Source organism: Bartonella sp. MU37NMGALS (assembly GCF_042194015.1).
Taxonomy (GTDB): Bacteria; Pseudomonadota; Alphaproteobacteria; order Rhizobiales; family Rhizobiaceae; genus Bartonella; species Bartonella grahamii.
In genome coordinates this window covers 199,653-213,507 of record NZ_JBHIML010000001.1, presented here as the reverse complement: position 1 = coordinate 213,507, position 13,855 = coordinate 199,653, and the positions used below count along the sequence as shown (strand labels likewise).

At 37.9% G+C, this 13,855-nt stretch carries 13 protein-coding genes; 10 read left to right on the top strand and 3 right to left on the bottom strand.

Features of this window, described 5'->3' with window-relative positions; translation table 11 throughout:
- Window positions 1–4: 4 nt before the first annotated feature.
- The 3 genes from ACFIJP_RS00875 to ACFIJP_RS00865 are packed head-to-tail and all read right to left on the bottom strand — an operon-like array spanning window position 5 to window position 3,301.
- On the bottom strand, window positions 5–544 hold the full coding sequence (locus ACFIJP_RS00875) for a hypothetical protein (RefSeq protein WP_375625103.1): 540 nt from the start codon (window positions 542–544) through the stop codon (window positions 5–7).
- Complete coding sequence (locus ACFIJP_RS00870; protein ID WP_375625102.1) at window positions 537–1,133, bottom strand: DUF1214 domain-containing protein; 597 nt, start codon at window positions 1,131–1,133, stop codon at window positions 537–539. Before ACFIJP_RS00870 ends, ACFIJP_RS00875 begins: the two co-directional genes overlap by 8 nt.
- Before the next feature lie 17 nt (window positions 1,134–1,150).
- Entirely contained in the window at window positions 1,151–3,301 is a 2,151-nt protein-coding gene (locus ACFIJP_RS00865; protein WP_375625101.1) for a transglycosylase domain-containing protein, read from the bottom strand.
- Between the two features lie 348 nt (window positions 3,302–3,649).
- Between ACFIJP_RS00865 and ACFIJP_RS00860 the strand changes: the two genes are divergently transcribed.
- The 10 genes from ACFIJP_RS00860 to ACFIJP_RS00815 all read left to right on the top strand — a co-directional run bounded on the left by ACFIJP_RS00860 (window position 3,650) and on the right by ACFIJP_RS00815 (window position 13,832).
- Entirely contained in the window at window positions 3,650–3,886 is a 237-nt protein-coding gene (locus ACFIJP_RS00860; protein ID WP_375625100.1) for a hypothetical protein, read from the top strand.
- Window positions 3,887–3,907: 21 nt separating this feature from the next.
- Window positions 3,908–4,573, top strand: coding sequence for a response regulator transcription factor (locus ACFIJP_RS00855; RefSeq protein WP_375625188.1), 666 nt, complete (start codon window positions 3,908–3,910; stop codon window positions 4,571–4,573).
- Window positions 4,573–5,991: an ATP-binding protein gene (locus ACFIJP_RS00850; protein ID WP_375625099.1), complete on the top strand. Its 1,419-nt coding sequence runs from the start codon at window positions 4,573–4,575 to the stop codon at window positions 5,989–5,991. The genes ACFIJP_RS00855 and ACFIJP_RS00850 overlap by 1 nt, the downstream gene beginning before the upstream one ends.
- 234 nt (window positions 5,992–6,225) lie before the next feature.
- Complete coding sequence (locus tag ACFIJP_RS00845) at window positions 6,226–6,996, top strand: tetratricopeptide repeat protein (protein ID WP_375625098.1); 771 nt, start codon at window positions 6,226–6,228, stop codon at window positions 6,994–6,996.
- A gap of 77 nt (window positions 6,997–7,073) precedes the next feature.
- On the top strand, window positions 7,074–7,553 hold the full coding sequence (ccmE, locus tag ACFIJP_RS00840; RefSeq protein ID WP_375625097.1) for a cytochrome c maturation protein CcmE: 480 nt from the start codon (window positions 7,074–7,076) through the stop codon (window positions 7,551–7,553).
- 7 nt (window positions 7,554–7,560) lie between these two features.
- On the top strand, window positions 7,561–9,540 hold the full coding sequence (locus tag ACFIJP_RS00835) for a heme lyase CcmF/NrfE family subunit (protein WP_375625096.1): 1,980 nt from the start codon (window positions 7,561–7,563) through the stop codon (window positions 9,538–9,540).
- A 1-nt stretch (window position 9,541) separates the two neighbouring features.
- The gene (locus tag ACFIJP_RS00830) at window positions 9,542–9,973 is read left to right on the top strand and encodes a cytochrome c-type biogenesis protein CcmH (RefSeq protein WP_375625095.1); all 432 of its coding nucleotides are present in this window, start codon (window positions 9,542–9,544) and stop codon (window positions 9,971–9,973) included.
- A gap of 209 nt (window positions 9,974–10,182) precedes the next feature.
- A complete protein-coding gene (locus ACFIJP_RS00825) occupies window positions 10,183–11,694 on the top strand; it encodes a Do family serine endopeptidase (protein WP_375625094.1) in 1,512 nt (503 codons plus the stop codon).
- A 72-nt stretch (window positions 11,695–11,766) separates the two neighbouring features.
- On the top strand, window positions 11,767–12,453 hold the full coding sequence (locus ACFIJP_RS00820) for a winged helix-turn-helix domain-containing protein (RefSeq protein WP_375625093.1): 687 nt from the start codon (window positions 11,767–11,769) through the stop codon (window positions 12,451–12,453).
- On the top strand, window positions 12,450–13,832 hold the full coding sequence (locus tag ACFIJP_RS00815; RefSeq protein WP_375625092.1) for an ATP-binding protein: 1,383 nt from the start codon (window positions 12,450–12,452) through the stop codon (window positions 13,830–13,832). The genes ACFIJP_RS00820 and ACFIJP_RS00815 overlap by 4 nt, the downstream gene beginning before the upstream one ends.
- Window positions 13,833–13,855 lie beyond the last annotated feature (23 nt).

The following is a 13,855-nucleotide window of genomic DNA, read 5'->3' as shown; positions in this document are numbered from 1 at the left end:
GTTTTTATTCATAAAATATGCGGCAGGTCGCAGATGAAAGGAAAGCTTCACTTTCCTTTTTTGCAAGTGAAGAAGGGGCAAAAATACGTAAAATGACAAAACCTTCATTCAAATTTTTAGCAACCAAAACTGAATTAGCATTTATTTTAGGTTTTGATTTTTTGAGTTCTATTATTTGTATTGGTTTTCCAATAATAAGATCGAGTGTAGCATCAGGGGCTGTTCGGTCATTAAGGCTATAGAAAATAATTCCTTTGTGTGTGTAAGCAGCGAGTGACCAAAATTGTCGTGTTTTCAAAGCTTTTAAATGAACAGGTCCATTTTCAAGATTAAATCTGCAGACTTTAAGAAGAAAGAGTGGATCAGCAGATTGTTGAATAGGATTATCGGGAGTAAAAGCAACAAATTGATAAGGGGCGCCGGATTTTTTAAGTGCTGTCCATATATTATTTTGTGCCCAATAGGGGATGAGAAAGAGAACGCAAATATGAACGATAATAGCGCCAATGATTGCAAGAAGTGCGATATAAATGAATCTAGTCACAATTTATTTGTCCTGATGGAATTTGTTCTATTGATGGCATTGTAAGCTTTTGTAATGCCGTTGCAGAGATGATTGGGGTATCGTATAAGGTAAGAATAAGCCCGAATTCTTTTTGACTAACTGTTGCAAGCCAATTGCCGGCTTGCGGTGTAGGTGAAATATTGATGCGCAATGAGCCATCATGCTCATAAGTAATAGCGTTCGTGTGGAGTTCAAAAGGTATTTCTTTGGATGAAGTATAGGGCTTTAGGGATTTGTCAGCTGTATAAAGGGTAAAAAGACGGGTTTCAGGAATGGTGCCTTTGAGCAAATAATGACAGCGAGGGTGGAGTGGACGCCCTTGGTTATCTTGCCAAATCTGGAATTGTATACCTTCAGTACGTCCGAGTGAAACAATGCCTTGTTTAGCGGTGCGGGCGCGGGTATAGGGATCCATATTGGCGGTTCCCATTTGTGGATAAGCACTCCATTTTCCAATTCTAAAGAGTCCAAAATGATGAAAGGAATTGAGCACATAATCGACACTCAATTTTCCACATAAAATAGAAAAAGCGAAGATAAAAAAGAAAATGGTGATATTAAAAAACATCAGTGAATATCTTGAATTCAAAATGTTGAATCTCCAGTTGTTTTCATCTTCAAAGAAATTGCAGATGGTTTTTTCAGATCTTTGTTAATCAATCGCACAATATTCAATGTTTCAGGAGAAAGCGTAGAGGGTGTTGGGGGAAAAAATTCAGAATCTACATGGGAGGAAAGTATTGGGGGATGATAAGGAAGAAGAGAATCTTTAACACCATAGAGTTGTTTGAGCATAATATTTTGGTGTGCAGCAAGCATGATGCGTTGCCATATCATGGCAGGGACTCCACCCCCAAAAGCACGATTCATCGGTGAAAAGTTATCATTTCCCATCCATACCGCTCCAGTATAATTACCAGTAAAGCCAACAAACCAAGCATCACGATAGGATTGTGATGTTCCAGTTTTCCCAGCGACAAGAGTCATAGGCAGAGCAGCACGCTTACCAGACCCTCGTGTTGTGACACCCACCATCATTTGGTTCATATAGGCAGCTGATTGTCTGCTGAGAACTCGGTGTAACTTATTTCCGTTATGCTCGAAATCCCATACCACATGCCCATCGATTGTTCTGATTTGCATGAACCCATGCCGATTACCAGCTATCCCGCCATTCGCAAAGACATTAAAGCCAGTTGCTTGATCCATGGGGGTCATGTTGGAAGTGCCAAGAACCATCGTTTTGTGTGATAAAATATGCGCGTTAATCCCCATATTCTTGATGAGATCTATGATGGGTTGGGTATCGCGGTGAAGATATTGATAGGTGAGATACACAGGGACTGTATTAATGGAAAAAGCTAAAGCTGTTGCTAAATCAATTTTCCCCAAATAACGACCAGAATTATTTTTTGGTGTCCACCCCCCCCAATTGATGGGAGCATCTAGAACGATTGTTGAGGGAGACAGTCCGTGTTCCAGTGCGGTTGCGTAAACATAGGGTTTGAATGAAGAACCAGTTTGCCGTCCGCCTTGTGTTGCTCTGTTAAATTGACTCTTTTTATAATCTAGTCCTCCAACAATTGCGCATACGGCACCGTTATTATCGAGTATAACAGTGGCAGCTTGTGTTACGCGATATTGTTGACCATATTGATGTAAATGATATGCAATTGATTCTTCTGCTGCTTTTTGAATATTCGGATCAAGGGTCGTTTGAATAATTAAACTATGGCTTGGAAGTTGATTACGCATTTTTTTGACTTCCTCGAATGCCCAATCAAGAAAATAATCAGCCTGATTATTTTCTATTTGGGGAAGTGCCCTAGCAGGGTGGCGATGCGCATTGATAATCTGGCTCTTCGTCATAAAGCCGCTATTAACAAGATTAGAAAGGACTACATTGGCACGTGTTTGAGCCGCAAAGAGATGACTATGAGGAGCATATTTTGTTGGAGCTTTAAAGAGTCCTGCTAACATAGCAGATTCACTTAAGGATATATGACGTATGTTTTTTCCAAAATAAAATTTTGCCGCTGCGGCAATACCAAAATTATTTCCTCCCATATAGGCCCGGTCAAGATAAAGTTGTAAAATCTGTTTTTTGCTAAAATTTGCTTCTAGCCAAAGAGCAAGATAAGCTTCTTTGATTTTACGTGTTATGGTTCTCTCGTTTGTTAAGAATAAATTTTTAGCCAATTGTTGTGTGAGAGTTGAGCCACCTTGCACCACACCGTTAGCTTGCATATTTTGTGAAATTGCCCGTGTAAGTCCTTGAAAATCAATACCCCAATGATCAAAAAAACGACGGTCTTCTGTAGCAAGAACCGCTTTAATGACAGTGTCAGGCATTTCTTCAACGGGGACAGAGATCGCTGGCAATGCACCACGGTGCCCAATGGAATTTCCATAGCGATCTAGAAAAAGAATGGAAAAGTTTTTAGGAGAAGACCAATCTGTTTTGGTCAGTTCAAAAATAGAAATGCCTAAAATAGTGAAAAGAGTAAATCCCATCAACCCTAATGTCAGTATTTCATCGAGAACTTCAACGATAAAACGTTTCCATCCTTGAAGATGAAAATTTTGTGAGACGATTTTTGCCTTTTTCCAGAAAAAACTGTTAGCAGAACGAATGTGATAAAGCGCTGTGTCTAATCGTGCGTCTAATTCAATGAGAGCAGGACTGTGAAATGGCTTACGATGTTGCCTTTTCTTTTTTTTAAAAAAATCAAACATTTAAAGAGAGCCTATGGCAAAGAAATACAACCAAACAAATCTACAATAATTATATGGAGTAGAAGTATTTTTTTGCTATAGTGCTAACAGAGAAAGAGTTTATTTTAGAATTATTCATTTTTCGTAAGATAGTGTATTAAGATTTTATTATTTTATTGAATAAATTTTATTCTCATTATTAAAAATATTTTATTTTGAGTTTTTAAAAATTTGGAATAATATTAATGTGTTCTTCTGTAAGATAGAGGATAAATTATTTCCATTTGTGATTTTTAAGTCGACCCAAAAAAACCATTATTTCTTTTATTCTTTATCAAGGAAAAGAAGAGATGGGTTATTGAAATATTTATGATGAAAAAAAAATTCTTGTTTGTAATAATAGCAGCTTTTTTAGGAGCAGATTCTGTTCTAGCTTCTGGGTGTGCTGAAGTAGGTAAGAAGGTTGCCGCGCAAGAGAGCGGGGTTCTCGTCCGTTCAAAATCGGTAGTTCAGGACGGAAAGGACATGTGTGCAATTGTAGTTGTTGTACCAGCCCGTAATGGTGAAAAGTTACGTCGTGTTGAGTTTTTTGTTCCTGCTGATTAGTTTTTGGCAGATGGTGTTGTGATGCGTATCTTAATCGTTGAAGATGATCGGAATCTTCACCATCAATTAGTAGAAGCTGTAAGACGTGCAGGATATGTCTCCGATAGTGCTTTCGATGGTGAAGAGGCTTATTTTTTAGGTAGCACAGAGTCTTACGACGCGGTGATACTTGATATAGGTTTACCGTATATTGATGGTATTCGTGTTGTTGAAAAATGGCGTCAAGAAGGGCACTCCATGCCTGTTTTAATGCTAACAGCGCGAGACCGTTGGTCTGATAAGGTGCACGGTATTGATGCTGGGGCTGACGATTATGTTGTGAAGCCATTTCATTTGGAGGAAGTGATGGCGCGTTTACGGGCATTAATTCGTCGCGCTACGGGACATGCGACAAGTGCATTATGTTGCGGAAATGTTTTGTTGGATACGAAGACGTCTCGTGTTTTTGTGGATGGTCAGTTGATTAAACTAACATCTTATGAATTCAGACTACTTTCGTATCTCATGCATCATTGTGATAGGGTCATTTCAAGAACAGAGCTTACGGAACATCTTTATGATCAGGATTTTGATAAGGACTCGAATACGGTGGAAGTCTTTGTAGGTCGGTTACGGAAAAAGCTTGGAGTGGATTTGATTGAAACTATTCGAGGAATGGGGTATCGCGTGAGAACGCTAGGTGATTAATGAATACTTTCGAAGAGAATAATTGGTGTAGGAGGTTCTTTTTTGTAATTACTCGATCTCTCAGTTTACGTGTTATGGTCTTATCAACATTATGGGTTGTTATTTCTCTTTTATCGATTTCTGCAGTAAGTATTTTATTTTATAAACGTTCAACTGAACAAAGCCTAGAGCGTATTCTTTCTGCTCAACTCTACAGTCTTATTGCAACAGTGACGGTGTCATCGGAAGGTACTTTGAGAGGAGGGGCTGGGATTGATGATATTCGTTATTCTGATCCAACAACAGGATGGTATTGGGAAGTTGTTGCGATATCCCATAATTTAAAAGGAAGATTGACATCCCCCTCATTGGGAACAGGCGAGATATTTACACCAAGTGATGTTGATATACCTTTTGACAATAAGTTCTTTCGCTCTTATCGGATAAAGGGGAACAATGGTCAAAAGCTACAAGTGATTGAGAGTGATGTTGTTCTTGATAATGAAAATCATATTGCACGTTTTCGGCTTGTTGGGAATATCGATGAAGCTCATGCCCAGGTAAAGGAATTTAAGCGAACTTTGCAAATTTTTCTTTGGAGTTTTGGTATCGGGAGTGTCCTTATTAATATTGCTATTATTTTCTTTAGTTTTCAACCGTTGAAGCTTATTCGACGCGCATTGAATGATATTCGCGAAGGAAAAGTTCACTATGTGAATACGGATTTAGTAAGCGAAGTAATGCCGCTTGTACAAGAGATGAATGCTCTCATTAATAATAATCAGCGTATTATTGAGCGATTTCGCACACAGGTTGGTAATCTTGCTCATTCATTGAAAACGCCTCTATCCGTGATTATGAATGAGACAGATAAGATGCGCGGAGAAAAGGCTTGTTTGTTGAGAGAGCAAACGCAAATAATGCAAGCTCAAATCAATCATTATCTTCAGCGTGCGCGGATTGCAGCACAATGCGATAGTATTGTCTATCATACGTCTGTTCGCAGTGTGCTTGAACGTTTAGTGCGGGTTATGAAAAAGCTTAATCCTGAAAAACAAATTCAATTTATTATGGATGTTGATGATATTGTTTTTTCTGGAGAGAAGGAAGATTTAGAAGAAATTATAGGGAATTTGATTGAAAATGCTACTCAGTGGTCTCGAGCAAAGGTTTTGATCTCTTGTTGTTTAGAAGAAAATGTTGAAGAAACAGAATATTTTAGTATCTTTGTAGAAGATGATGGCCCTGGTTTAACAGAAGACAAAATGGAGGAAGCATTAAAAAGAGGGCGGCGGTTTAATGAAAGTAAACTAGGGGCAGGTTTAGGGCTAGCAATTGTTTCAGATATGGTCAGTGAATATGGTGGCAAGCTCTTTTTATCACGTTCTGATTTGGGTGGGTTGTATGCAAAAGTTTTATTACCTAAGATGGGAGAATAACATATTTTCGCCTTAAGCAAGAAATGTCTATAAAGTTTGTAAAGCAGTATTTTCAGATAATACATAAAGAGTAGGGAAACATTGTTTTTAGTTTCTTTGCTTAATTGATATATATGATAGATATTTATAATATTTTCCATGAAAAAATGAATTTTTATCAATTCACATCACTCTTCTCATGAAGATGGTAAAATGTAAGCGAGTCATTCTCTGTGCGTATTGGAAAAAAATGATATGCTTTTATTAATTTTTGCAGCATTTTTTCTGACTTTTCTGGCAAGTATTCTTTTTCTTTCACTACGTTTTGACGATGATATAAAGAAAGAATGGAAAGTTCAAACCGTGGATGGCTATAGAAGTCATAAGCATACGATTGAGTTTAACAAGCTTTATATGCATTATAAAAAAAGAAATATTCTTAAGGCTTTAAGTATTTTATTTGTTCTTCTTATGACATGGAATATTTATGGTCTGACAGGCAGTCCAGAAGTGAAAAGTTATTTTTTTAGCGAATTAATGGATAAGGATCCTAAAACTCTTAGTAAGCAAGAAAAGCTTATTCGTTTACAAGTGCTTTTTTTCCGTGCACCTCATGATGGCAAGCTAGCAGATGCGTTAGCGGTAGGGTATCTCGAAGAAAGCCTTTTTCCAGAAGCTGTGAATACCTATTTAGATGCACTTCGTTTGAATGGAGAAACAGCTCCAAGGCTTGTCGGATACGGTTTAGCATTGGTTGGTTATGAAGGGGGGGTGATAACGCAAGAAGCGCAAAATGCCTTTCAAAAAGCAGCAGATTTAGCCCCAACAGATTTTTATCCACGTTTGTTGTTGGCCGATGCATTGCATCAAGCAGGAAAAACTGCGCAGGCAGTGCAATTTTTACAAAGCTTTCTTGATACAATGCCTGAAAATTTTTCAGGACAATCACGTGTTAAAAAAATGATGATTCAGTTACGTGATTTATCGCGTGAGCATACAGAGAAAAGAAATCTTGCACCTATGTAGAAGATGTGCAAAGCTCTTAAGAAATAAAATATTGATACTTAATTATAACGTATTTAAACTTTTTTCGCAGAGTGTCTATGAACAGTCAATCTTTAAAGAGTTCTGCCTCATGGAAGGTTATTTTAGAGCAGCGAAAAAAAAGGCGCTTACTGATCATATTATTATGTTGTTTGGTTATGACAATTGCAGCAAGTCTCATAGTGTATGCAATGCGTCATGCGGTCAGTTTTTTTAGAATGCCCTCTGAAATTACAAGAGAAGATATTTTAACGGAGCGCCCTTTGCGTTTGGGTGGCTTTGTTGAAAAGGGAACCGTTCAATATGTTGGAGAGAGAGGCGTTATTTTTTTTGTAACGGATAACAAAAAACATGAAAAAGTAGTTTTCAACGGTGCCTTACCGGATCTTTTTCGTGAAGGTCAGGGAGTGATTGTAGAAGGGCATTTTGATAAACAGGGTTTTTTTATAGGGATGCGTATTTTAGCAAAACATGATGAAACTTATATGCCTAAAGAAACAGCTGATCGTTTGAAAAAATATTACAGTATGGAGAAATAATTCGATTGTGCTTGTCGAACTGGGTCATATTTTTTTAGCTGCAGCATTTTCAGTAAGCTTATTAGGGGCGTTCTTACCTGCTTTAGGTGTTTGGTGGAGAGAGCGTTTGTTAATGCAAACAGCTGTTCCTCTAGCATATATCACTTTTACATTACTACTTTTATCTTTTTTAGTGATAATTTATGCTTATGTCGTATCTGATTTTTCTGTTTTGAACGTTGTTGAGAATTCTCATTCAGAAAAACCGATGCTCTATAAAATTACCGGTGTTTGGGGCAACCACGAAGGCTCTATGTTGTTATGGGTTTTAAGTCTTGCTTTTTTTAGCGCATTGATGGCCTTTTTTAGCCAACATTTGCCAGAAGATTTTAAGACGCTTGTTTTAATTTGCCAAAGTTGGATTACAACTGCTTTTCTTTTATTTATTCTTTTTGTATCCAACCCATTTTTACGTGTGAATCCACCAGCATTACAGGGAAATGGTCTCAGTCCTCTTTTACAAGATATCGCATTAGCAATTCATCCACCGCTACTTTATTTAGGTTATGTCGGTTTTTCACTTTGTTTTTCTTTTGCCGTTGCGGCATTGATTATGGGACGTGTTGATAGAATTTGGGCGCGTGGGATTCGTCCGTGGCTTTTACTTTCTTGGTGTTTTTTGACATTGGGTATTATGGTTGGCTCCTATTGGGCTTATTATGAGCTAGGATGGGGGGGGTATTGGTTTTGGGATCCTGTTGAAAATGTTTCGTTTATGCCTTGGCTTTCAGGAACGGCTCTTTTACATTCTGCTCTTGTTCTCGAAAAACGAGAAATATTGAAAAGTTGGACTTTGTTTTTAGCGCTGCTTACTTTTTCCCTTTCTCTGATGGGAACTTTTCTTGTGCGTTCGGGGCTTTTAGTTTCTGTTCATAGTTTTGCTGTTGATCCAGCACGGGGGCAAGCAATTCTTGCACTTTTATTGTTTTTTACAGGAGCGGCTTTTCTTCTTTTTGCTTTGCGCACCCCTATTTTAAAAACAGGAAATTTTTTTCAACCAATTTCACGTGAAGGGTTTATTGTTTTAAATAACTTGTTACTAACAACAATAACAGCAACAGTATTGATTGGTACGCTTTATCCTTATTTTATTGAGATATTAACAGGACAAAAAATTTCTGTAGGGGCTGCTTTTTTTAACCTTACCTGTGGACCGCTAATGGTTTTGCTGTTGTTGTTTGTTCCGTTTGGGACAATGATGGCATGGAAACGCGGTGATTTTCTTGCAGTTTTTGAACGGTTATGGTTTGTTTTTGTATTGGTTGGTATCGTCTGTTTTGTAATATTTTATGCGACATCTGTGCGTGATATTTTTGCAGTTTTAGGGATTGGGCTTTCAGCGTTTGTTTTTTTAGGCAGTTTAGCGGATCTATGGGGAAAGAGTGGATATGGCAAGAGAGCTTTTTCAGTACGCGTTAAGAGATTTCTTGGATTGCCATGGTCTACTTTTGGTGCAGCAATAGCACATATGGGATTAGGTGTTACATTATTTGGTATTGTTTGTGTGGCAAGTTTTGGGCAAGAACGTATTTTAATCATGAACGTAGGGGATAGGGTGACGATAGCGGATAAAACGCTTCATTTTGATGCAGTGTATGATGATGTTGGTTCGAATTATTCGGCAATGGAGTTTTATTTTAAAATATATGAAAATAAAAACATTGTGGGTCATGTAACAGCCTCAAAGCGATTTTACTCGAGCCAAAATACATCAACAACAGAAGTTGGTCTGAAAAATCATGGCTTATCGCAGCTATATATTGTACCAGGACATATCGATAATCGGGGTCTTGTTGTGCATGTATGGTGGAAGCCTTATGTAATATGTATTTGGTTAGGGGCATTCATGATGGCTATGGGGGGATGTCTTTCTCTTCTGGGGTATTGGTTTCGCATTGGTATGTACAATAGGGTAATGCCTGCTTTAAATTTTTGGAAAAGACATTGAGATGAAAAAAATTCTTTGGATTGTATTTTTTTTAATTGCAACGTTTCCTTTTCAATTAGCAATAGCAGTAGAGCCGGATGAGATTTTAAAGGATAAGATTCTTGAAGCGCGAGCACGCCATATTTCATCGCATTTACGTTGTCCGGTTTGTCAAAATCAATCAATTGATGATTCAGATGCTGCTTTAGCACGTGATTTACGGCTTTTAATTCGGGAAAGGCTAAAAATGGGCTATAGTAATCAGCAAGTCACTGACTTTCTTGTTGAGCGATATGGTGAATTTATTCTCTTGAAACCACCGTTGAATAAAATAACTTGGTTTTTATGGTTTTCGCCTTTGATCATTATCATCATTGGTGCAAGTATCGTATTTTTCCACTTTAAACGAAATAATCATGATAAAATAATGAGTTATCTGAATGAAAAAGAATAGTCAAAAATGCTGTTGCATTAAAAAAGATGTTATATAAAAGAAAAAAATCAGATCATCTGCGAATGAGCATACAATCTTATTGTAATTATATTAGGGGATACCGAAACCTTACAAAACTTTAATAATTTAGACAGAAAATGGTAAGGTCTGGTATTTTATAAGTGATCGAAATTGGAATAAAGGTATGATTGAATAGGAGCATAGAGTAAATGGTTAAAAAGGCTTTCTTTAAAACATTTGTCGCAGTGAGTTTTTCTGCGATATTGGAAAGTGCATTGTTTTTTAGTGGGTGTACATCAAGCTTGTGGATGACAAAGGCTCATGCAAGTTCTGTATTTACCTCGTTAATTCAACAACAGGGATTTGCCGATATTGTTGCTCAAGTGAAACCAGCAGTTGTAGCAGTACAAGTAAAAAGCAATAAAAAGAAAGAGGATAGGTTCTTTAGCAACTTTTTTAGTGGTCCAGGGTTTGATCAATTACCAGACCAACATCCTTTGAAAAGATTTTTTAAAGAGTTTTATGATTTTGATAAACCTAAAAATAAATTTCCCCACCAGTCGCAGAGACTCCGTCCAGTTGCTTTTGGATCAGGTTTTTTTATTTCGTCTGATGGTTACATTGTGACCAATGATCATGTGATTTCTGACGGAACAAGTTATACTGTTGTTCTTGATGATGGTACAGAATTGAATGCAAAGCTCATTGGGAAAGACCCCAAAACCGACCTTGCCGTATTAAAAGTGAGTGATAAAAGAAAATTTTCCTATGTTGATTTTGGTGATGATTCAAAGCTTCGTGTTGGAGATTGGGTTGTTGCCATTGGGAATCCTTTTGGCCTTGGTGGAACTGTGACAGCAGGTATTGTTTCTGCACGTGGACGTGATATTGGCACTGGTGTGTACGATGATTTTATTCAGATTGATGCTGCTGTTAATAGAGGGAACTCTGGTGGTCCAACGTTTGATCTTAATGGAAAGGTTGTTGGGGTTAATACAGCAATTTTTTCTCCTTCTGGAGGAAATGTTGGGATTGCTTTTGCTATTCCGGCAGCAACTGTAAAACAGGTTGTACAACAACTTATTGAAAAAGGTTCAGTTCAACGTGGTTGGTTAGGTGTTCAGATTCAGCCGGTAACAAAGGAGATTTCCGATTCAATAGGTTTGAAAGAAGCCAAAGGTGCGTTAGTTACTGATCCGTTAAAAGGACCGGCAGAAAAAGCTGGTATTAAAGCGGGTGATGTAATTATTTCAGTGAATAATGAAAAGGTTGCTGATGCGCGTGAGCTGGCCAAACGTATTGCAAATATTAAACCAGGAGAAACGGTAACTATAGGGATTTGGAGATCAGGTAAGGAGGAGAGTATCAAGGTTAAGCTCGCTTCAATGTCTGAAGATGAAAGTAAGAAAGAAACTTCAAAATATTCAAATGGACAGGGTGATTTAGATGAAACATTGGAAGATTATGGTCTGATTGTTATGCCTTCTGATGATGGTGTAGGGGTTGTCGTAACGGATGTCGATGCTGATTCAGATGCTGCAGATAAAGGGATACGCCCTGGTGATATCATTGTGACAGTAAATAATAAACCGGTTAAAAAAGTCTCCGATATTATTAACACAATCAAAAATGCTCAGCAGTTAGGACGAAAGGCTATACTCTTACAAGTGCGAACAAATGATCAAAATCGTTTTGTCGCTCTTCCAATTTTCAAAAAATAAGGCTTTAGTTGTAGGACAAATATTTAATAAACATTTGTCCTACAACATAATAAAGTAATGGAGATACGTTTTATGAAGATACTCGTTATTGAAGATGATCATGAGACGGGGCATTATCTCGAAAAAGCTTTTTTGGAAGTAGGGCATTCTGTTGATGTTGCTTATGATGGGGATACGGGATACACTTTAGCGACCACGGAAAGTTATGACGTTATGGTTATTGACCGAATGCTTTTGCATCGTGATGGTCTTTCTATTATTGCTGAATTGCGCGCTAAAGGCAATGAAACACCGGTTCTTATTCTGTCTGCTTTAGGGCAAGTCAATGATCGTGTAACGGGGTTGCGTGCAGGGGGAGATGATTATTTGACAAAGCCTTATGCTTTTTCTGAACTTCTTGCGCGTGTTGAAGTTTTACAACGGCGGAAAAATCCTAAAGAAGCAGAAACTGTTTATTGTGTAGGTAATCTTGAGCTTGATCGGCTAGCACATACGGTAAAACGGGGTGATAGAAACATTCTATTGCAACCACGAGAGTTTCGTTTACTTGAATATTTGATGCGCTATGCGGGGCAGGTTGTTACACGCACTATGCTTTTGGAAAATGTTTGGGATTACCATTTTGATCCACAAACGAATGTCATTGATGTCCATATCTCCCGTTTGAGAGCCAAAATTGAAAAAGATTTTGATGTTCCCCTTCTCCATACCGTGCGTGGAGCTGGATATATGCTGAAAGCACCAGATAACAAAGCATGAGTCGTGTGATTAATATAATGCGCACGACGGCGCTAAGGCTTTCAGCACTTTACATTTTATTGTTTGGATTGGTGGCAGCAGGACTTTCTATTTATATGACGGAATTTTCTGCTTCATTGTTAACAGAGCAAACTGAACAAGCTTTACATGAAGAATTAAAGTATATTGAAAATGCTTATAATTATGGGGGATTATCCTTATTAATGCGCACTATTGATTATCGTTCAAGACAACCAGGAGCATTTCTTTATCTTGTCACGGATTCTATGGGGCGTATTTTAGCAGGAAATGTAGCACGTATTGAATTAGGTCTTTTGAATCAGAGTGGTTTTATTTCTACCTCTTTTTTATACTCCCGTTTTGGAGAACATGGCAAAACAAGTGAACATCGCGCTTTGGCGGTTATTGTTGATTTACCTAATGCTATGAAGATTCTTATAGGACGCGATTTGGATGAGCCAGAACGTTTTGCAGTGGTTATTCGTAAAGCTGTGGTCATTGCACTTGCTGCAATGGTTGGAGGCGCTTTACTCATATGGTTTTTTGTTGGCAGGAGAGCTTTACAAAGGATTGATCATGTAACGGCTGCATCACAGCGCTTGATGGATGGTGATTTCAGTGGGCGTTTACCTGTCTCTGGAGTAGGGGATGAGTTTGATCGATTGTCAGCTAATCTTAATGTTATGTTAGACCGCATTGAAGAGTTAAATATTGGTTTACGTCAAGTATCAGATAACATTGCTCATGATCTGAAAACGCCGTTAACGCGTCTTAGAAATCGCGCTGAAGAGGCGCTTTCAGGAAATAAGACAAAGCTTGAATATCGTCAGGTCCTTGATAGGGTTATTGCAGAATCAGATCAACTTATTTGTACGTTCAATGCGATTTTAATGATTTCACGTATTGAGGCCAGCAATGCAATTGAGCATCTTGAAATGATGAATATGAAACTGATCCTTGAAGATGCTGTTGAGATTTACGAACCTTTTGCTGAAGAGTCAGGTGTTTTACTTCGGTTGGGGAATATATTTGATAAAGAGCTTAAGTTGAATCGTGAGCTTGTTGCACAATCAATTTTTAACCTTATAGATAATGCCATTAAATATGCGTCTAAAGGTGAAAGGAAAGCGGAGGTTTGCTTATCAATGGAATATCGTGATGAACATTTATTAGTTGTTGTGAGCGATAATGGACCAGGAATAGCAGAGGATAAACGTGAAAAAGTGACAGAACGATTTGTTCGTCTTGAAGAAAGCCGCACACAACCTGGGTTTGGGATTGGTTTAAGTATAGCAAAAGCAGTTATGAAGCTTCACGGGGGTGAGTTGTTACTTGAAAATGCAAATCCAGGGCTTAGGGCTGTTTTGTTATTTCGTTAAAGATATTTTTCTTCACTTTTCTC